General features: G+C 68.6%; 18 protein-coding genes and 1 pseudogene. 11 read left to right on the forward strand and 8 right to left on the reverse strand.

Annotated elements, in window-relative coordinates:
- Positions 1–114: 114 nt before the first annotated feature.
- Positions 115–315 (forward strand): hypothetical protein, encoded by a 201-nt coding sequence (locus tag ACSHWB_RS26350; protein WP_439655953.1) that lies wholly within the window; start codon positions 115–117, stop codon positions 313–315.
- Between the two features lie 937 nt (positions 316–1,252).
- On the opposite strand, the gene ACSHWB_RS26355 is transcribed toward ACSHWB_RS26350, so the two are convergent.
- The 4 genes and pseudogenes from ACSHWB_RS26355 to ACSHWB_RS26370 form a co-directional block, all read right to left on the reverse strand.
- Positions 1,253–1,495 (reverse strand): hypothetical protein, encoded by a 243-nt coding sequence (locus tag ACSHWB_RS26355; protein ID WP_439655954.1) that lies wholly within the window; start codon positions 1,493–1,495, stop codon positions 1,253–1,255.
- Positions 1,496–1,504: 9 nt separating this feature from the next.
- Positions 1,505–1,867, reverse strand: a complete 363-nt coding sequence (locus tag ACSHWB_RS26360; protein WP_439655955.1) for a hypothetical protein — start codon at positions 1,865–1,867, stop codon at positions 1,505–1,507.
- Between the two features lie 148 nt (positions 1,868–2,015).
- Positions 2,016–2,531: pseudogene (locus ACSHWB_RS26365) on the reverse strand (response regulator transcription factor).
- Between the two features lie 106 nt (positions 2,532–2,637).
- Positions 2,638–3,519, reverse strand: a complete 882-nt coding sequence (locus ACSHWB_RS26370) for a helix-turn-helix domain-containing protein (RefSeq protein WP_439655956.1) — start codon at positions 3,517–3,519, stop codon at positions 2,638–2,640.
- Between the two features lie 127 nt (positions 3,520–3,646).
- Between ACSHWB_RS26370 and ACSHWB_RS26375 the strand changes: the two genes are divergently transcribed.
- The 5 genes from ACSHWB_RS26375 (at position 3,647) to ACSHWB_RS26395 (ending at position 8,438) form a co-directional block, all read left to right on the forward strand.
- Complete coding sequence (locus ACSHWB_RS26375) at positions 3,647–4,498, forward strand: SDR family oxidoreductase (RefSeq protein WP_439655957.1); 852 nt, start codon at positions 3,647–3,649, stop codon at positions 4,496–4,498.
- Between the two features lie 25 nt (positions 4,499–4,523).
- Complete coding sequence (locus ACSHWB_RS26380; RefSeq protein ID WP_439655958.1) at positions 4,524–5,225, forward strand: type 1 glutamine amidotransferase domain-containing protein; 702 nt, start codon at positions 4,524–4,526, stop codon at positions 5,223–5,225.
- A 1-nt stretch (position 5,226) separates the two neighbouring features.
- Positions 5,227–6,678, forward strand: a complete 1,452-nt coding sequence (locus ACSHWB_RS26385) for an NAD-dependent succinate-semialdehyde dehydrogenase (protein WP_439655959.1) — start codon at positions 5,227–5,229, stop codon at positions 6,676–6,678.
- Positions 6,678–8,042: a 3-carboxy-cis,cis-muconate cycloisomerase gene (pcaB, locus tag ACSHWB_RS26390; protein ID WP_439655960.1), complete on the forward strand. Its 1,365-nt coding sequence runs from the start codon at positions 6,678–6,680 to the stop codon at positions 8,040–8,042. The genes ACSHWB_RS26385 and pcaB overlap by 1 nt, the downstream gene beginning before the upstream one ends.
- 138 nt (positions 8,043–8,180) lie before the next feature.
- A complete protein-coding gene (locus ACSHWB_RS26395) occupies positions 8,181–8,438 on the forward strand; it encodes a hypothetical protein (protein WP_439655961.1) in 258 nt (85 codons plus the stop codon).
- Positions 8,439–8,919: 481 nt separating this feature from the next.
- Here ACSHWB_RS26395 and ACSHWB_RS26400 read toward each other — a convergent pair whose 3' ends face one another.
- Positions 8,920–9,534, reverse strand: coding sequence for a TetR/AcrR family transcriptional regulator (locus tag ACSHWB_RS26400; protein WP_439655962.1), 615 nt, complete (start codon positions 9,532–9,534; stop codon positions 8,920–8,922).
- Between the two features lie 89 nt (positions 9,535–9,623).
- Here ACSHWB_RS26400 and ACSHWB_RS26405 point away from each other — a divergent pair, with 89 nt between their 5' ends.
- Together ACSHWB_RS26405 and ACSHWB_RS26410 are read left to right on the forward strand one after the other, a co-directional pair.
- The gene (locus tag ACSHWB_RS26405) at positions 9,624–10,487 is read left to right on the forward strand and encodes an SDR family oxidoreductase (RefSeq protein ID WP_439655963.1); all 864 of its coding nucleotides are present in this window, start codon (positions 9,624–9,626) and stop codon (positions 10,485–10,487) included.
- 83 nt (positions 10,488–10,570) lie between these two features.
- Positions 10,571–11,473, forward strand: a complete 903-nt coding sequence (locus tag ACSHWB_RS26410; protein ID WP_439655964.1) for a TIGR03619 family F420-dependent LLM class oxidoreductase — start codon at positions 10,571–10,573, stop codon at positions 11,471–11,473.
- Positions 11,474–11,576: 103 nt separating this feature from the next.
- Here ACSHWB_RS26410 and ACSHWB_RS26415 read toward each other — a convergent pair whose 3' ends face one another.
- Together ACSHWB_RS26415 and ACSHWB_RS26420 are read right to left on the reverse strand one after the other, a co-directional pair.
- Positions 11,577–14,648 (reverse strand): BTAD domain-containing putative transcriptional regulator, encoded by a 3,072-nt coding sequence (locus ACSHWB_RS26415; RefSeq protein ID WP_439655965.1) that lies wholly within the window; start codon positions 14,646–14,648, stop codon positions 11,577–11,579.
- 45 nt (positions 14,649–14,693) lie between these two features.
- Entirely contained in the window at positions 14,694–15,569 is an 876-nt protein-coding gene (locus tag ACSHWB_RS26420) for an SGNH/GDSL hydrolase family protein (protein WP_439655966.1), read from the reverse strand.
- Between the two features lie 349 nt (positions 15,570–15,918).
- Between ACSHWB_RS26420 and ACSHWB_RS26425 the strand changes: the two genes are divergently transcribed.
- From ACSHWB_RS26425 to ACSHWB_RS26435, 3 genes are all read left to right on the forward strand, one after another.
- The gene (locus ACSHWB_RS26425; protein ID WP_439655967.1) at positions 15,919–16,092 is read left to right on the forward strand and encodes a hypothetical protein; all 174 of its coding nucleotides are present in this window, start codon (positions 15,919–15,921) and stop codon (positions 16,090–16,092) included.
- A gap of 199 nt (positions 16,093–16,291) precedes the next feature.
- Positions 16,292–17,314 (forward strand): methyltransferase, encoded by a 1,023-nt coding sequence (locus ACSHWB_RS26430; protein WP_439655968.1) that lies wholly within the window; start codon positions 16,292–16,294, stop codon positions 17,312–17,314.
- A 69-nt stretch (positions 17,315–17,383) separates the two neighbouring features.
- A complete protein-coding gene (locus tag ACSHWB_RS26435) occupies positions 17,384–17,812 on the forward strand; it encodes a nuclear transport factor 2 family protein (protein ID WP_439655969.1) in 429 nt (142 codons plus the stop codon).
- Between the two features lie 18 nt (positions 17,813–17,830).
- Here ACSHWB_RS26435 and ACSHWB_RS26440 read toward each other — a convergent pair whose 3' ends face one another.
- Positions 17,831–18,667 carry an SAM-dependent methyltransferase gene (locus tag ACSHWB_RS26440; RefSeq protein ID WP_439655970.1) on the reverse strand — a complete coding sequence of 279 codons (837 nt, stop codon included), beginning with the start codon at positions 18,665–18,667 and terminating at the stop codon, positions 17,831–17,833.
- Positions 18,668–18,681: the final 14 nt, after the last annotated feature.

Consider the following 18,681-nt stretch of genomic DNA (forward strand, 5'->3'; position numbering starts at 1 on the left):
ACGGAAGAAGCCGTGAGCCACCGAACTAAGCCGGAGACTGGGTCGATCTGGTCAGGCCGCAGGTGCCGTTGACCCGAAATTGTCGGACCATTTGGGCACACAGATCGAGTGCGTGTGTCTAACAACCAGTTGACCGGGGCGGCGGATGAGGCGTTGGTCAGCTTCCTCGTCCATCACGAACTCGGGTGGGTTCATCAGGAACAACAACGGCCGGTTGACTGTGGTGTCGATGGGCAGATCCAGGTCGAGGTGGACCGGAAGCTTTATGAAGCCAACCTTTCCAGAGCATTGGACAGCCTCACTGACATGCCCTGACGAACCGCCGCAGGTGGTGCGGCACGTGGGGAATTGCACCATCAAGTGACCGCTGGGGTTGTGCCGCTGCCTGCGAGGTGTGACCGGCGCGCAGCTTGGAGACCGACCAGAACGGCTTGCTGGCGGGTGACCTGCTGCACAAGATTGCCGTGGTCAACGACATGGGCTGCATGCGTGCGCACGCCGGGCCATTCATCCTCGTCGACGGAGCGAGATGGCCGTACGCGATGTGCTGGCCTTAGTGGCAATGACTGCGGATCACGAACGTGGCCAACACCCGCCAGTACCACTTCCGACTGCGCGACACGTGCGGTGCTGTCGTGCCGATGTACGGGATCGGTTCTGACGGTTGGTCTGCTTGGCGAGCCGGTCGAGTTGACTGCAGGGCTGGTCATGGGTTCCGCCGAGCTAGCCGATGTGCTCGGGGACTTCTCCTGGTATCGCGGAGAAGCTGGAGCTGATCAACGTCAAGGTGAACCTGGCCCTGGGGCATTGCAGTACGTGAGAGGGGCTCACAGATGATCGCCAGGCGTGGGATCTAAGACTCCTTTACCCGGCCAGTTGCACTCAGAGGCGACCTGGAAGAACAGGCCGGAGCACGCCGCTCAGTCGTTCCACGTCTGGGGGCAAGGGGTCGCAGGTTCAAATCCTCTCGTCCCGACGGTCTGAATCAGCCCGCTGATTCTGGGGTGAAAGCTCAGTTCAGCGGGCCTTCTCGTGCGCGCGAAACGATCTTCGCTTGATCATTGATGCCGTGATCAACAGGCGGATGAAGGAGTGAATAAGAAGCCGCCGGCTCCTTCGTTTTGACTAACGGCAATTGGGGTCACCACGAACGGGTGAACTTGCTGAACTGGCAGGAATCGGCGTGAACTGACGTAGCCGTCCGTACGAATCGACCAGCTCCGCGACCCGTCGAGTCACCTCGGCAGGCCGCTCACCACGAGGGCCGCGCGGAACTCCGCATCCGGACCCGGAAGCGTCCTGGCAAGGTTGGAGTTCCGCTCGTCGAGGAAGTCCTGACCGCCCCCTCGGCCTCCGGACTCGTGAACATCGACCGCAGCAGAGCCTTGATCTCCGGTGGCGGATCGCCCAGTTCGAAGGCGAGGACACGCCGGGCCGCGCCCAGGATCCGCTCCGCTGCCGCGGCCCGGCGGGCTGCTCGCGACTTCTTCTCCACGGCACTCCCTTACGGCGCCGCGACCGCGATCGCGGTGATCACGTGGATGACAGCGGCGAGGACCGGCGCCACGGTCATGCGGGCCTCGCGCCGATGAGCGCCGATGGCGGCGTCCCCGGCCTGGACGACCGCGGCGGTGATCAGCACCAGCGCGCTGACCGGACCGGATGCGACGAACGGCACCACGCAGACCAGAAGTCCCAGCGGTACTCCTCTGACCGCGTACATCCACGCGTAGAAGTGCTCGCCCGTGGTCGGTGTCGTCTCGTGGCTCAGGGACGACGGCCGGACAGCCGCCACGATCGCGAAGCCGGTGGACACCAAAGACACGATGCCGTTGAGCACGGCCAACGAGATCATTCCCGCACTCATGTGACCCCCGGTTCGCTTGGACGAGCCCAGCACACATTGTTCGCTCGCCACTTGATGGATCTGTTCCCCAGTCTGCTGCTCCGGGTTCTTGATGATCTTCCGGATGCTGCGACCCTGCAAAGTTCGTGCTCGTCGAACAATTGCCTCGTCAGTCTCGCGGAGTCTGGTAGCCGTGGGAGAACGCGGTGGCCACGGTGGCTGCCCGGTCGTTGACGTCCAGTTTCGCGTACACGTGCAACAGGTGGGTTTTGACCGTCGTCTCGCTGATGTGGAGCTGTTTTGCCGCTTCGCGGTTCGTCGAGGCCCCGGGCGATCAGCTCCAGTTCGCGCTGGGGCAGCGGTGCCGGGGCCGGTTGCGCACCTGTCCCAGGATTCTGGTCGCGACGGTGGGGGAGAGCACGGCCTGTCCGCGTGCGGCGGCCTCCACCGCGCGGACGAGCTCCTCCCTCGGTGTCTCCTTGAGCAGGTAGCCGGCGACCCCGTCGGTTCCGGGCATCCGCAGGTCCATGAGGATCACGTCGGGTCGCAGGCGCTCCGCGACCGTGACCGCTTCCGCACCGTCACCGGCTTCGCTGACCACCTCGAAGCGCGGGTCGGCATCGAACATGCCCCTCAGTCCATTCCGCACCACGGGGTGGTCGTCGAGGATCAGCAGTGAGATCAACTCTCGCTCCCGTGACAAATCCGAAGACCTCTCCTTGCTCGACGGTGAAGCCAACCCCGGGGATCCTCATCCGGCTCAAGACCGAACAGCCGGAGAGGACTCTGGTTCAGGCCTCTGGTTCGGACCGGCTCAGCCGCGTGCCGGAACCGGACGCCGTCCAACTGGCGAGGATGTCCATGGCCTGCCTCGACGGTGAGCCGGGCGCGGTGGTGTAGACGTACAGCATCGTGTCCGGATCGCCTGGCAGCACCAAGGACTCGTACTCGACGGTGAGGTCGCCGACCAGCGGGTGGCGCAGCCGCTTGGAGCCGTAGGTGCGCTGGTGCACGCGGTGCTGCTCCCACCACTGGTCGAAGTCGGGGCTGCGTTCGCGGAGCTCGGCGACGAGGGCGGTCGTGGCGGCGTCGGCGGGGTCCCTGCCGATCTCGAACCGCAGGCTCTCCACGGCGGCGCGGGCCTGGTCGTGCCAGTCGACGAACAACGAACGCGCGTCCTCGTCGAGGAAGATCCAGCGTGCGTAGTTGCGCTCCTTCGGCGGGATCTTGTCGAAGTCCGCGAACAGGGCCTTCGCCATCCGGTTCGCCGCGAGCACGTCGGTGCGGCGGCCGAGCACCAGCGCCGGTTCTCCGTCGAGCGTGTCGATGAGCTGGTAGAGACCGGGACGTACGCGCTGCGCGCTGCGCGACCGGCGGGGTGCCGGGCTTCCGGCCAGGCCGATCAGGTCCCGCAGGTGGGTGCGCCCCGCCTCGTCGAGTTCGAGGGCTCGGCCGATGGCCTCGACGACGGCGGGGGAGGGGTTGATGCGCCTGCCTTGCTCGAGCCGGGCGTAGTAGTCCGTGGACACGCCGGCGAGCAGGGCGACCTCTTCGCGGCGCAGACCCTTCACCCGGCGGACCCTGCCGTCGGAGGGCAGGCCCGCCCGGGACGGGTCGACCTGGCCGCGTGCGCGGCGCAGGAAGTCGGCGAGTTCACGGTTGAGACCGGTCATGACATCTCATTGTCGTCGAGGATCCGGATTTGCGAGTGGACCTCTCAGTCCTAGGTTCGCGAGTCCGAGGTCGCACAGGGCCCGAGATGCGTCCCAAGAGGACCATTCACTGCACCAGTCTTGAGCCATGACCTTCCCCGCTGATCGTCCCGCCACCTGGTTCGTCACCGGCACTTCCCGCGGCCTCGGCCTCGAGCTCGTCGAGCAGCTCCTCGAGCGAGGAGACAACGTCGCCGCGACGACCCGCTCGACAGAGCGCCTCCTCCAGGCGTTGAAAGCCGACACCACCCGGCTGCTCGCACTCGCCGTCGACCTCCGCGACGAAGAGGCTGTCGCCCAGGCCGTCCGGAAGACGACCGAGCGCTTCGGCGGCCTCGACGTCGTCGTCAACAACGCCGGCTACGGCTACCTCGCCGCGGTGGAGGAGACCACCGACCGCGACGTGCGCGACATGCTCGACGTGCAGGTCGTCGGCGTGTGGAACGTGCTGCGCGCCGCTCTGCCGATCCTGCGCGAGCAGCGCGGCGGTCACGTCGTCAACGTGTCCTCGGTGCTCGGTCTCACCTCGGTTCCTGGCTGGGGGCTCTACTGCGCCGGCAAGTACGCGCTGGAGGGCCTGACCGAGGCGCTCGCGGGTGAGGTCGCCGAGTTCGGCGTGAAGGTCACCATCGTCGAGCCCGGCTACTTCCGCACCGACTTCCTCACCACGGACTCGCTCGCGTTGCCCGACGACGTCACCGCGGCCTACCCGGCGATCCGCGAGATGGTCGAGAACCACCTGGCGCTGCAGGGCAACCAGCTCGGCGACCCGGTCAGGGGCGCCCGGCTGATGATCGAGCGCGTCGTGTCCGGCGAGGGCCCGTTGCGCCAGATCCTCGGCTCGGACTCCCACGCCTACGCCACGGCCAAGGTCCAGGCGCTGCAGGCGAATCTCGACGCCGCCGCCGCGACCGCGTCCGCGAGCGACTTCCCCGCCTGACCCGTCTCCGAGGAGGAACCAGCAGATGAGCAAGATCCTGATCGTCATGTCCGCCGCCGACGTCTGGGAGCGCACTGACGGCTCCGCCTACCCGACGGGGTACTGGGCGGAGGAGTTGGCCGCGCCGCACGAGAAGTTCACCGAGGCGGGCTTCACCGTCGACTTCGCCTCTCCCGGCGGCGTGCTCCAGCCGCTCGACGCGCACAGCGCCGACCCGGAGGTCGCAGGTCCGGACTGCGCGCACCACGTCCAGCACGCCGAGCGCGCGCTGCGCGAGTTCGGCCCGCTGCTCAAGCTCGACGAGGTCGACATCGCTGACTACGCCGCCGTCGTGCTGCCCGGTGGCCACGGCCCCGTGGTGGACCTGTACCAGGACGCCGACCTGGGCAGGCTGCTCGTGGAGGCGGACGCGACCGGGAAGATCATCGGCGCGGTCTGTCACGGACCCGCAGGGCTGCTCTCCGCGGTCGGCGAGGACGGCTCCTGGGTGTTCGCCGGCCGGAGGATGGCGGCCTTCACCGACGAGGAGGAGCAGCTGTTCGGCACCGCCGAGAACGCTCCGTGGCTGCTGGCCGGCGCGTTGAGGAACAAGGGCGCGCTGCACTCCGGCGGACCGGCCTACCAGGCCTACACCGTCCGGGACCGCAATCTCTTCACCGGCCAGAACCCCGCGTCGAGCGCCCCGATGGCCGAGGAGATCGTCGCGGCCCTGACCGGGGAGAAGTGACGTGATCGACCGAGTCGAGAGGGAACTGCTCATCGCCGGGCGGTGGCGCCCGGCCGCGGGTGGCGGGACCTTCGTGGTCGAGAACCCCGCCACCGGCCAGGCGCTGTGCGAGGTGGCCGACGCGACGCCGGCTGACGCCCTGGCCGCACTCGCCGCCGCCGACGCCGCACAGCGTGGTTGGGCCGCAGTGCCCCCGCGCGGCCGTGGCGAGATCCTCCGCAGGGCCCACGACCTGTTGATCGAGCGCATCGACGAGTTCGCGCGGCTCATCACCCTGGAGATGGGCAAGTCGCTGGCCGAGTCGAGGGCCGAGGTCACCTACGGAGCCCACTACCTGCGCTGGTTCGGCGAGGAGGCCGTCCGGATCGACGGCACCTGGAAGGTCAGTGAGGACGGGACCGCCCGTGTGCTGGTCACCCGTCAACCGGTCGGGCCCTGCCTGCTGATCACGCCTTGGAACGCCCCGCTGGCGATGCCCGCGCGCAAGATCGGCCCGGCCGTCGCGGCGGGCTGCACGATGGTCGTGAAGCCCGCCGCGCAGACACCGCTGACGACAGCGGCGCTCGCGGAGGTGCTGAGGGAGGCAGGGCTTCCGGACGGCGTCCTCAACATCATCCCGACCACGCAGGCGGCCGCGGTCACCGAACCGCTGTTGCGCGACGGACGCCTGCGCAAGCTGTCGTTCACCGGATCCACGCCGGTGGGGCGGCTGCTGATGGCCCAGGCGGCCGGCACCGTCCTGCGCACCTCGATGGAGCTGGGCGGCAACGCGCCGTTCATCGTCTGCCAGGACGCCGACGTCGACGCCGCCGTGGACGGCGCGATGACCGCCAAGCTCCGCAACGTGGGCGAGGCGTGCATCGCGGCCAACCGCTTCCACGTCCACGCCGGCGTCGCGGAGGAGTTCACCGAGAAGCTCGTGGCACGGATGGGGTCGATCGTGGTGGGAGCGGGCACGGACCCCGGAACCCACATGGGCCCGATGATCGACGACCGCCAGCGGTCCCGCGTCGCCGATCTGGTCAGCGAGACCGTCGGCTCCGGCGCACGACTGCGGGCAGGGGGAGAGGTGCCGGACGGTCCGGGCTACTTCTACCCGCCGACCGTGCTCACCGATGTTCCCGAGGGTGCGCGGATCAGCCGTGAGGAGATCTTCGGCCCGGTCGCGGCGATCCAGACCTTCACCTCCGAGGCCGAGGTGTTGCGTGCGGCCAACGACACCGAGTTCGGCCTCGTCAGCTACCTCTACACGCGGGACCTGGGCCGTGCGCTGCGCATGGTCGAGCAGCTCGAGACCGGCATGATCGGCCTCAACCGCGGCTACGTGTCCGATCCCAGCGCCCCGTTCGGCGGGATGAAGCAGTCCGGTGTCGGCCGCGAAGGCGGCACCACGGGCATCGACGAGTACCTGGAACAGAAGTACGTCGCCGTCGACGCGGGGGAGCGGGTGTGATGACGAGCAGCACGGTGTTCGACTCGTTCCTGTTCCGCGACATGTTCGGCACACCGGCGATGCGTGAGGTGTTCAACGACCAGTCCTTTGTGGATGCTGTCGTGCGCACCGAGGTAGCGCTGGCGACGGCACAGGCACGGATCGGGGTCATCCCGCGAGAGCCTGCCGAGAAGATCGCGGCATCGTGCGATTCCTCGCTGCTGGACCTCGAACGGCTCCGCGTGGACACCGAGAACGTCGGCTATCCCGTGCTGCCGATCGTCACCCAACTCGCTGGCCAGTGCGGTGACGCGGGCGGGTTCCTGCACTGGGGAGCCACCACGCAGGACGTCATGGACACCGCGCTGATGCTGCAGTGCGCCAACGCTTTGAACCTGGTCGAAACACAGCTGGGCCGGCTCCGTGCGTCTCTGCGCGACCTGGCGGAGGCGCACATCGAGACCGTCACCGCCGGACGAACGCACCTGCAGCACGCCCTGCCCATCACCTTCGGCTACCGCGTGGCCGTGTGGCTCTCGGCGCTCGACCGCCACGCCGAGCGACTCGCCGCCGTGCGGGAACGGGACCTGATGGTCCAGTTCGGCGGCGCCGCGGGCACCCTGGCTTCGCTCGGCTCACAGGGCCTGCGGGTGCGCGCGGAACTGGCAGCGGAGCTCGGCCTGCGCGATCCGGAGATCACCTGGCACGTCGCTCGCGACGGGCTGGTCGAGATCGTCGGCCTCCTCGCCGCGATCGGCGGATCGGTGGGCAAGATCGGAACCGACGTGGCGTTGCTCTGCTCGACCGAGTTCGGGGAGCTGGCCGAGCCCTTCACACCGGGCAGAGGCGCGAGCTCCACCATGCCGCAGAAGCGCAACCCGATCTCCAGTGAACTGGTGGTGGCCGCGGCGAAGCTGTTGCGGGACAAGGCATCGGCGATGCTCGACGCGATGGTGCAGGACTTCGAACGCGCCACCGGCCCGTGGCACGTCGAGTGGGCCGTCATCCCCGAGGCGTTCCTGCTGCTCTCGTCCTCACTGGCCCAGGCCACGCGCCTGATCGCCGGCTTGAGGGTGAACGAGGACCGGATGCGCGCGAACCTCGGCCTCACCGGCGGTCTGATCATGGCGGAGTCGGTGATGATGGCGCTCGCGCCGGCCCTCGGCCGCCAGCAGGCCCACGAGCTCGTCTACGCCGCCTGCAGCCGGGTGATCGACACCGGCGGCGACCTCGCCACCGAGCTCCGGAGGCACCCGGTCGTCGTGGAAAGTCTTGGCGCGCAACGAGTGGACCAGCTCTGCGACCCTGCCACGTACCTCGGCAGCGCGCAGGCCATGACCAGGTCCGTCGTGGACGGTTGGAACTGCTCCTCCGCATCGCCGTGACCGAGCCGGCACAGCCACCAGGTCGGCATCTCGGGCATGACGGCAGGAACGCGCTCACGCAGCTCGCCGAACCTCATCCGGCTGTGGTGGTCGAGGGGTTGTCATGTTTTCGTCTCGACCGGACGCAAGGTGCTCAGCGTGGGGACTGTCGCCTACGCGAGCGCGGAGGAGTCGGAACGGCTGACACCGATGCTCTGCACCGGCGGCAGGCTGGATGTCGAGACCAAGGCGTGCACCACTGGCGCGGTCGACGGCGAGACGTACTCGCTGCACGCGGTGGCTGGGCGGTGGAACGTGCGGGCGGCGGTGTTCGAGGTTTCGGTGACCGACGAGGTGAAGGACGCCGTGCAGCAGATCGTCGAGGATCTCAGGAGCTCCGACAAGACCCGCGGCTAGACCAGCTCGTAGGTGCCCCTGACGAACGGGTCGGACTCGCCGTTGTCACCGAGCTGAATGCTGGAGTCGTTGCGCCGCAACGGTAGATGCTAGGACCGAAGTTGTCCTGCGCGCCGTGGTCGAGTGGCTCGGGTGAGGTCGACCAGCACGACGGCCGGGTCGCACGTCTGTCAGTCGCCCGGGTCCCGGTGCTGGCTGATGGGACGGTCGCCCGCTTGGCCGGCGACGCCTTGACCGCGGACAGCGCCTGGGGCAGGAAGGCGGCCGCCACAGTGGCGCCGATCGCGGGCAGTAGACCGTCGCTTCTGATCTTTGGGACAGAGGTGGCGGAGTTGGGTGCGGGCGTCGTGGAGTCCAACTTCGTGTCGCACGGCGTCCGGCTTCATTCGACATGCTGAACGTTCGAGGCATGTCGCGGCTGGTGAGGAGTTCGTGGAAGGTGCCGTGCATCAGTCCCGGTCGACTCGGAGAACTGACACGACTACGGCCGAGCCAGTTCCTCGATCACCCGGTCCACCTCCAGGGACGGGTCGGCGATCTGTGCCGCTCGCAGTGCTCCCGCGAGCACGGTCATGAGCATCTCGACGACGACGCTCTCGTCGAACGGGTGCTCGCTCAGCAGGTAGTCGCGCGCTAGTTGGTCGGCCGCTGTCGTGTACATCCTCAGCACGGCCCGGACCGCCGGCCTTTCGAAGTCCAGGCCCAGGTTCTCGCACAGGTTCCGGTTGCCGTCGTCCCGCACGCGGTCGAACGACTCCTCGACGCCCCACGACTGCAGCAACAGGTTCAGCGCCAGTTCGCGGTGCGTCGCGAGGTACGCCAGGTGGGCCGCGTGCGATTGGCGGATCCGTTTCCCCAGCGGCACGTCCGGGGTTTTCACGTGCAGGTCCAGCACCTCGCGGCCGATGGTGCACAGGACCTCGCCGTAAAGCCCCTGTTTGCTGCCGAAGTGGTGGAACACCAAGCCGTGTGCGACGCCGGCGGCGCGTGCGATGTCGGCTGCCTTGACGTCGTCGTACCTCGACGTGATGAACAGCTCACGGGCCGCGGCCAGGACTTTCTCCCTGGTGGCGGCTGCGGTGGCGGCGCGGGTCATGGCTCCACGCTAACAGCTCATTGACTCGAAGTCAGCGAGGCTGTATCCATTGATTAAGAGTCACTGACTTAAAGTCAACGGAGGGGAACATGACCAAGACGCTGATCATCGGAGCGACGGGCACCGTGGGGGGCCTGGTGCTGGACGAGGCCGTGCGCCGGGGTGTGGACGTGCGTGCGTTGGTGCGCAACAAGGAACGGGCGAACCTGCCCGACACGGTCGAGCTCGTGCAGGGCGATCTTGCTGACCGTGAGGCCGTCAGGACCGCGCTGCGGGGCGTCGACTCGGCGTTCTACGTGTCGCCGCACGAGACCAACGAGGTCGAGATCGCCACGGTCTTCGGTGAGGAGGCTCAGCGCGCGGGCGCTCGCCTGGTCTTCGGCGGCTTCCACATCGAGGACGACGACGCGCGTGAGGCGGCGGGCAGCGCGATTCCGGCCTACATCCCGAAGCTCAAGCTCGCGGCGTTCCTGGCGAGCACGGACACCCGGCCCGCGATGTTCAGCCTCACCAACTTCGACCAGAACGACGAGATCTTCCGCGCGGACATCGAGGCCGGCGTCTTCCCGACGCCGCTGCACTCCGATGGGGTCAACCGGATCGACCTGCGTGACGCGGCCGAGGTGCTCACCACCGCGTTGACCGACAAGGACTTCGCGGCCGGCTCCTACCAGCTCCTGGGCCCGGAGTCGTTGAACGGCGAGCAGAGCGCCCGGATCTGGGCCGAGGCGCTCGGACGTGAGGTCGTCTACACCGGTGACGACCCGGAATGGCGCAAGGCGTTCGAGCGCAGGCTGTCGGGCCAGAAGCTGGTGGACTGGATCCGCAGCTTCGAACTGCTCGGTTCGGCGCCGATCGCGACCGATCCGGCTGAGGTCGAGATCATGACCAAGCTGCTCGGCCACGCGCCGCGCACGCTCGCGGACTACGTGCGCGACTCGGTGAACCGCTGATCCCAGCCCGATCGCGGCCTCGTGCGGCGACCGTCCGAAGTGGACCTCGTTCGCACGAGGCCGCGTCAGTCCTCGGGAGTGACATGAAGATCGGCTTTACGCTGCCGCAAGCAGGGGGCGTCGCCTGGCAGGCGCCGCAGGTGGCGAGGTACGCGCGCGAAGTGGAACGGTTGGGAGCAGACAGTCTCTGGGTGATCGACCGGTTGCTGTCGCCGGTCAACCCCGCCCTGGGCCACAACGGCGGCGAGAGGTTCCCGGACGAGTTCCGCGCGGTCCTCGACCCGTTCGTGGTGCTGAGCGTGGCCGCCACGGCCACGGAACGAGTGCTGATCGGCAGCAATGTCCTCAACGTGCCGTGGTACTCGCCCGTGGTGCTCGGTCGCATGCTCACCTCGCTCGACGTCCTCAGCGGGGGACGTCTGGTGCCGGGGTTCGGAGTCGGGTGGTCACCGGACGAGTTCGAGGCGGTGAACGTCCCGATGGCCGAACGGGGCTCCCGCCTGGACGAGACCCTCGACGTGCTCGACCAGTTGTGGACACCTGGTCCCGCCGAGTACCAGGGCAGGCACTGGAAGCTGCCCGCCACCCACGCCGCCCTGAAGCCGGTGCGCCGCCCGCCGATCTACCTGGCGGCGTTCGCGCCCGCGTCGATGCGCCGTGTCGCGAGCCGCGCCGATGGCTGGTTACCGGCGTTGGTACCGCCTCGTTCCACGGACATCCAGGCAGCGGTGAACGAGCCCTGGGCGGTGATCCGCGGCATGGCGGCCGAAGCCGGCCGTGATCCGGACGAGTTGGACGTGATCCTGCGCATCTACCCGTCCGTCCGTTCCAGCACCGTGGTGGAGGAGGTGGTCGAGCTGATCAAGCGCGTCGAAGCGGAGTCCGAGGTCCGGCACGTCCTGGTGGACCTGATGTACCTCGCCGACGACGTCGACCACATGCTCGACCTGGCAGCGGGACTGCTGGCCGGTGTGCGCGGTCAGTAGCGAACGGGAGGCTCGGCCTGACAGACGAAGAAGCACAGCGCGCCTGCCGAGGTCCTGTCCTCGACCGAGCCTGTCAGCGTTGTCGCTGCCGGCCGCCTGAAGATCATGAGTCCTGGTCCGGCGGTGCGGTCTCCTGCGGGTCTGTCCAGATGGAGCGGTTCCTGTCGCGCACGCTGATCAGGTCGGTCACGATCCCGATGTCCTCCATGGCGCTGACTGTCGCGTCGAAGACCCGGATGCTCTTCATGAACCACGTCGCTCCCTGCTGGACTTCGCCCAGCAGGGAATCAATGGAGTCCAGCAGTCGCTGCGGTTGGTGGCCGTGGGGGTCCCACAGGATGCGGTTGTTCTTGAAGTTCGCCCCGATGAACGCGCGGACGCGCGCGTAGGCCTCTCGCTGGACCGCGACGGCACGCTCGTGCCGGCCTGCCAGGAAGAGGGATCGCGCGAGGACGAACATCGACAGGCTGATCATGTCGCTGAGGAAGGCGGGATGGGGTCCGGCGGCGACCTCCATCCCGCTGAGGAGCTCGATTCCACGCTCGGTGGCGTCCGCGGCCTTCTCGTACTCGCCCAGGCAGGCGTGTGCGTCGGCCAGGAGGTCCAGGCCGAGGGAGAGTTGGACGACGGAGGTGGTGCCGTCCTCGTAGTCGGGGATCTTGTTGACCAGCTCGATGACCTCCCGGTACGCCCCCGAGGTCATCTTCGCGAAGGCGATGATCATCAGGACCGTGCACTCCGCGGCGCGGGGGCCTGCTTCGCGGAACAGGGCACGGGCGCGAGCTGTGTGGGTCAGGCCGCGGTCGACCTGGTTGGTGGAGACGAGGTCGCCTGACAGCTGGAGGTGCGCATAAGCCTCGGCGCGGCGGTTCTGGCTCGCGCTCAACGCCTTCAGGGCCACGTCGAGGTGCCGCAGGGCCAGCTCCGTCTGGCCGGTCCGGGACGCCACGCGGGCCAGGCATCGCCGGGCATGGCCGATGCCGAGGTCGTCGCCTGCTCGCTCGGCCGCGCGCAGCGCGATCTCGTTGATCCTCAGCATGGAGGCCCACAGGCCGTTCCAGTCCTGGTAGAAGCGGAGGTGCCAGGCGATGCGCCAGCAGTGCGCCTCGAAACCGAACTGTTCGGCGAGGTCGACCAGGGCCGTCAGGGTGTCGTGCTCCGTCGCGAACATCTCGAGAGCCGACCGGTGGTCCGGGACGGGCCTGGGGGACACTCCCGGTGCCGGCTCCGGCAAGTCCGGCAGGTCCTGGACCGAGGACAACCGCACGGTCGCGCCGTGCGTCAGCACGAGGTGGTGGTCGAGCAGCCTGTGGCGCGCTGCCTGCTGTTCGTCCTCGCTCTCGGTGGCGTGGAGCAGTTCGGCGCTGTACTCGCGCAGCAGGTCGTGCCAGCTGTAGCGGCCCGGCCGTTCCTCCACGACCAGGCCGACCGCCACGAGTTCGCGCATCAAGGCCTGCGCGCGTGACAACGGCAGCCCGATCACGCTTGCGACCGCGGCGGTGTTGGCCTGGCTCAGCGGGACCACGGAGAGCAGCCGGAACGCCCTCGCCGCCGCGTCGCTCAGGGCCTGGTAGGACCACGACAGCACCGAACGAACGTCGCTGCGGGGATCGTCGGCGGCCAGGAAGTCCAGGCCGAGCTCCGCGTGGTCGATCAGCTCGCGGGAGACCTCGGACAGGCTCAGCGCCGGGTTCGTCGCGATCCGGGCGCTCGCCACGGCGAGTGCCAGGGGCAGATGTGCGCACGCCTTCGCGATCGACCGCACGGCGTGAAGATCCGTCGCGACCCGGCGTTCACCGAGGCGCCGCGCCATCAACGCCACCGACTCCGCCGTGTCGAGCATCCGCATCTTCATCGTGTGGGCACCGGTCGACGCCACCAGCCCGGTCAGCTCCGACCGGCTGGTCACGACCGCCAGGCAGCTCGGTGACCCCGGTAGCAGCGGCAGCACCTGCCGGCTGTCCCTGGCGTTGTCCAGGACCACCAGCACCCGACGATCGGCCACCGCGCTGCGGTACAACGCAGCAAGCCCGTCCAGCTCGTCCGGTCGTCCCTGCTTCGGCAGTCCCAGGCCGTCGAGCAACTCGCGCACCACGTCCGCGGGCTTGCGAACCGAGCCGTCCGCGTCGAAACCGCGCAGGTTCACGTACAGCTGCCCGTCGGGAAACCGCGGCGCGATCTGGTTCGCCCACTGGACGGCGAACGTCGTCTTGCCCACCCCTGCCGTGCCGTGCACGACCACCGCGGGCGGCGGATCCTCGGCCAACCGCGAGCCGAGTTCGCGCGACTCCAGCTCACGACCGGTGAAAACCCCCAGCGGCGGCGGCAACTGGGTCGGGAGCACCTGCGTCGGCCTGGGCGTGACAGCACCGTGCGGCAGCAGCAGAGCGGGGTCGGACCGCGCCATTCGCCCGTACAACGCCTGCAGGCCTGGTCCGGGTTCGACCCCCAACTCCTCCTGCAACGTCGCGGACAGCCGCTCGTGCACCGCCAACGCGTCCGCACGACGACCGGACTGGTACAGCGCACGCATCAGCAACTCGTGCGCCCGCTCGTGCAGGGGCTCCAGCTCCACGATCTGGCGAAGGCGCTCCAGCGCCGCGGTGTGCTCGCCCCGGCCGAGCTCGAGTTCCGCCAGCGACTCCACCGCCTGAACGCCCAGCCGCACGGCACGACGACGCTCGCCCTGGGCCCACGCACCGTCCAGCCCCGCGAGCGGCTCGACGCTCCACTCGTCGAGCGCCGCGCGCAACAGCGCCACGCGACGCTCGACGTCGTCAACGTTGTCCGCGGCCAGCACCGCAGTCCGAAGGCGACCGAGATCCACCTGGCTGTCGGCGAGTTGCAGCTGGTAGCCGCCCCCGGACGACCTCAGCACCGGCTCGCCGGACTCGGTGACACCGAGGACCCTGCGCAACCTGTGGACGTACGTGCGCACCGTCCCGCGTGCCGCCGGCGGAGCGTCCACGTCCCACATCGCCGCGACCACGTCGGTGATCGGCACCACCCGGCCCTCCGCCAGCAGCAGAACGGCCAGGGCGAGCTTCTGCTGAGGAGATCCGAGATCGAGTTCGGTGCCGTCTCTCCAGGCTCGCACCGAGGTCAGGACGGTGAACGCCAGGCCGGGTAGTTCCGCTTTGACCCCTCCAGCGCCGACATGCGCAAGATGTGCCATGCGGTGATGCTATCGGCCGGTCTTCCCGAGGCAGGGGCGTGACCGCTACCTGTGGGTGCGGACGAGCGAGGCCAGTGCCGTCTGTCCAGCCTGGTTCGGGTGGAACACCGCCTCCGGCCCTTCCTGGCCCGCTGCCAGCGCGTCGAACCCGCGCAGGAACGGGGTGCCGGACTCGCACAGCGCGTGGCCGTCGAACGTGTCCGGGCGGGAGAACGGGCTGGCGTACGTGGCGTCGACGCCCCGGGCGCGCGCCTTGGTCACTGCGGAACGGAGGGTGGCGTCGATGCCGTCGGCGACCTTGTTGCCGTCGCGGCGTTCGGCGGCGCTGAGAACGGAGTCGGCGCAGATCGGGTCCAGCGGGACAGCCGGCAGGGTGGTCGAAGCGGACACCTGGCGGCCGTACCCCACGACGACGATTCGCGCGTACGGGCTGCGCTTGCGGATCTCGGTGAGCAGGCCCGTCACGTTGTGGCCCATCTGCGGCAGCTTCGCCAGCGTCGCCTCGGTCGGAGCACCCGTGCAGTCGCCCTGGAGGCAGATCCCCGCGTACGTCGAGAAGTCGATGTCGTTGCCGCCCGCGGTGAGCAGCACCAGGGTGGTGTTCCTCTTCAGCGCGTCCAGTTGGGTGGGACGGTTCTTGAAGGGCTGGGCGAGGTCCGCGGTGGTGGCGCCACTGCAGGTCACGTTGCTGAACGAGCTGAGCTTGCCGGCGGAACGCAGACGGGTGGCCACCTGTTCGCCGTAGGAGTTGTTGCTGCGCCAGCAGTTTCCGGCGGTTCCGTCCTGATAGGACCCTGCGCCGGTGCCCGATGCGTACGAGTCGCCGAGCGCCACCAGTGACGTCGATCCCGTCGCGCCGGCCGCCGGGGTGATCGCGAGCGCCATCGCCGCGGCGAAGAGGACGGCGAGTGAGCTTTTCATTTGAGCCTCCGATGTCTGTGTTCCTTGCGCCGCAATGGTGCCCGTCCGCCGGCCTCGTGCTGCCAAACAAGACGAGGCGGGGTTTCACGTGGTGATGCGACCTGCGTGTTCTTCGCGGAGGGAGCGAAAATCTGCACCACTGGCTCCGGCCGTTCGGCCGCGCACGGCGCTCGCTGTGCCAGAGCGACCTCGGTGAAGTCAACGGCTTGCCCCGCACCAGGTGCGACGAGTGCTTTGAACAAAGACCTTTCGCACAAGGTGGTCCGCTTCGGATCGTCGCACTCGGACAATGATCACGCGGTGGGTCGTTGTTTCCCCATGCGAGGCTTCGCGTTCTGGTCAACGAACCGTGGTTCACCAAGACGATAACCGCGTTGATCGTGCTCAACGCGCTCGTGCTCGGGGCGGAGACGTCCTCGGGCTGGTCGCCTCGTTCGGGGAAGTGCTGCACCTGATCGACCGTGTGGCGCTGGTCGTGTTCGTGATCGACGGCGTGGGCACGATCGAGCACCGGATCATCTGACCCCTGAGTCCTGACTGTCCTGTGCGGACTTTCGCGGGTGTTGTCAAGGCCGGTGTCCACCTTGGAGTTCGACGCGCCCGATTGTCGTCCTCTTCCGGTTTTGGCGTTGCGAGAATCGTTGGCACGCCTAGGCTTCTCACCGTTGGAAAGCGCTTGCGTCGCGAGGCGCGGTGACACGGAACGACGACGGGAAAAGCTCGTGAGCAGTTCGGGCGGGGTCATCACCCCGGAAGCCTCCACGGTGTACCTCATCTCGGAAGCCCACTCCTACCTGAAGGCCGCCGCGTTGCGCGCGGTGGCTCAGCTGGGCGTGGCCGACCACCTCGGGGACGATCCGCGTCCCGTGGAGGAACTGGCGGAGGCGACGGGGACCAACGCGGACTTCCTGCACCGGGTCATCCGGTTGCTGGCGACGATCGACGTGTTCCACCAGGAGGAGGACGGCAGGATCTCGTTGACACCACTGGGCCAGGGCCTGCGAACGGACTCCCCGTACTCCGCGCGGTGGGGTGTCGTCATGAGCACCATGCACACGCACTGGTCCAGCGCGTTCGAACTGGGGGACTGCCTCCAGACCGGGAAGGCGTCATTCCCGGCGTTGTTCGGCACGCGGTACTTCGACTACGTCGCGGGCAATCCCGAGGCGGGGGCGGAGTTCCACGGCGGCATGGGCAGCTTCTCCGGCGCCGCTCGCCGGCTCGCGCTGGACGAGTACGACTTCCCGGAGACCGGCACGGTCGTGGACGTCGGCGGTGGGACCGGCGGTTTCCTGCGGGACATCCTGCTCGAGAACCCCGGCCTGCGCGGGGTCCTGTTCGACCAGGCGCACGTGCTGCCGGGCGAGACGCCCCAGGACATCGCGTCCGAGCGCTGGTCCGAGGTGTCCGGTGACTTCTTCGAAGAGGTTCCCGCTGACGGTGACCTGTACGTGCTGTCGTACATCACGCACGACTGGAGCGACGAGGAGTGCGTGCGCATCCTTCGCAACTGCCGCAAGACGATGGCGCCGGGTGCCAGGATCGCGGTGTTCGACGCCGTGGTGGAACCCGGAAACCAGCCGGACGATGCGAAGCTGCTGGACCTGGTGATGATGATGCTTGTCAGTGGCAGGGAACGCACCGCCGACGAGTTCGGCCGCATCTTCGACCAGGCAGGGCTGCGGCTCGCGCGCATCCTTCCCGCGAAGGGGCCGCTCTCCGTGGTCGAGGCCGTCGCCGTCTGACGCTGCCGCGGCGTGATCTTCAACTGAAGCAACGATGTCCGGGATCCGTGATGGGGATGGAGAAGAGCGATGGCCGAGAACAACGAGGGCCCTGAGGACCGGCAGTCGGACTGGGCCACCGCGTTCGAGACGAGGTCCTCCACCGCTTTCGGTGCCACCTTCGCCGAGGACGTCGTCCTGGAGGCGAGCGTCCTGCGCCGCCCCGTCACCGGCCGGGACCGGGTCGCGCGCGTCCTCGAGATCGCGAGCGGTATCTACGACTCGCTGGACTTCACGAACCAGGTGTCCGACGGTGACCGCACGTATCTCGAGTGGGAGGCCGAGGCCTTGGGCGGGACGGCGATGCGGGGTGTCACGGTCCTCACCAGGAACAACGCCGGCCTGATCGTGCGCGCCGCGATCCACCACCGCCCGCTGGACGCGGCTCTGGCCTTCTCCGCCGAGGTCGCCCGGCGTGCGGGGGACTTCATCGAGGCGGACCACTTCGCTGTGGTCTGAAGGCCGGAGGGCATACCGTCAGCGACGTCCGGTGACGACCTCGTCGTGGACTTCGACGGTGTGGAATCCGGCCTCCTCCAACAGCTTCACGGCCTCCTCCGCCGGCAGCGTGCCTCCACCGGAGAAGAGGTTGGGCAGGTCGTTCTCCGGCGCGAGCGCCACGACCAGTGCGCCGTCCGGCCGAAGCGATCGGAGCACGCGGGGCAGGGCTTCGAGCAGCTCACCCCTCGGGATGAACTGCTGGGGGAGCCAGGCGAGGTCGTACGCCTCGACGTCGGTGAGATCCGCGACGGACTGGTCGCGGATCTCGACGCGGTCGGCGAGCCCCGCCGCCTCGACGTCGACGCGGGCGACGTCGAGCGCTGCGGGGCTGATCTCCAGCCCGACGGCCCGAAGCCCCGGTGACGCCTCGCAGAGCCGGATCGCGATTCCGCCCGCGCCGGTGCCGACGTCGAGGAAGTCGGTCGCTCGCTGGAGGACGTCCGGGCAGCAGCGTTCGACGATGCCCTGGGCGATCAGGCCGCTGGCCCGTCCCCGCCACCGGATGTGGTCGCGGTTGGGCTCGCTCCACCCGGGAGGAGCTCCCTCGGCGAAACGGCCGATGCGGGCGATCTGCTCACGGACGTAGCCGCTCAGCGCACTGGTCGGAACGCCGGGAGGTGGTGCGGCGAGCAGGCGTGCGCTCGGGCGGAGGGGATCGGTCAGCAGCCAGCCCGTGTCGATGAGCAGCTGCTGGCCCAGGGCGGACACCTCGTCGTCGGGGGCGGCCGCACGGTAGAGGAGACCCCGTTCGGCGAGCCGTCCGATCGAGCCGAGTATCCAGAACTGTGCGATCAGGTCGTCGAACTCAGTCATGCCCGGAAGGCGTA

This window comes from Lentzea sp. HUAS TT2 (assembly GCF_051853195.1).
GTDB lineage: Bacteria > Actinomycetota > Actinomycetes > Mycobacteriales > Pseudonocardiaceae > Lentzea.

Bases quoted from the DNA above. Each gene is read 5' to 3' on its own strand.
- ACSHWB_RS26370 (WP_439655956.1), bottom strand. From the start codon at position 3,519: ATGACCGGTCTCAACCGTGAACTCGCCGACTTCCTGCGCCGCGCACGC.
- ACSHWB_RS26380 (WP_439655958.1), top strand. From the start codon at position 4,524: ATGAGCAAGATCCTGATCGTCATGTCCGCCGCCGACGTCTGGGAGCGC.
- ACSHWB_RS26435 (WP_439655969.1), top strand. From the start codon at position 17,384: ATGGCCGAGAACAACGAGGGCCCTGAGGACCGGCAGTCGGACTGGGCC.
- pcaB (WP_439655960.1), top strand. From the start codon at position 6,678: ATGACGAGCAGCACGGTGTTCGACTCGTTCCTGTTCCGCGACATGTTC.
- ACSHWB_RS26375 (WP_439655957.1), top strand. From the start codon at position 3,647: ATGACCTTCCCCGCTGATCGTCCCGCCACCTGGTTCGTCACCGGCACT.
- ACSHWB_RS26400 (WP_439655962.1), bottom strand. From the start codon at position 9,534: ATGACCCGCGCCGCCACCGCAGCCGCCACCAGGGAGAAAGTCCTGGCC.
- ACSHWB_RS26415 (WP_439655965.1), bottom strand. From the start codon at position 14,648: ATGGCACATCTTGCGCATGTCGGCGCTGGAGGGGTCAAAGCGGAACTA.
- ACSHWB_RS26410 (WP_439655964.1), top strand. From the start codon at position 10,571: ATGAAGATCGGCTTTACGCTGCCGCAAGCAGGGGGCGTCGCCTGGCAG.
- ACSHWB_RS26360 (WP_439655955.1), bottom strand. From the start codon at position 1,867: ATGAGTGCGGGAATGATCTCGTTGGCCGTGCTCAACGGCATCGTGTCT.
- ACSHWB_RS26440 (WP_439655970.1), bottom strand. From the start codon at position 18,667: ATGACTGAGTTCGACGACCTGATCGCACAGTTCTGGATACTCGGCTCG.
- ACSHWB_RS26420 (WP_439655966.1), bottom strand. From the start codon at position 15,569: ATGAAAAGCTCACTCGCCGTCCTCTTCGCCGCGGCGATGGCGCTCGCG.
- ACSHWB_RS26405 (WP_439655963.1), top strand. From the start codon at position 9,624: ATGACCAAGACGCTGATCATCGGAGCGACGGGCACCGTGGGGGGCCTG.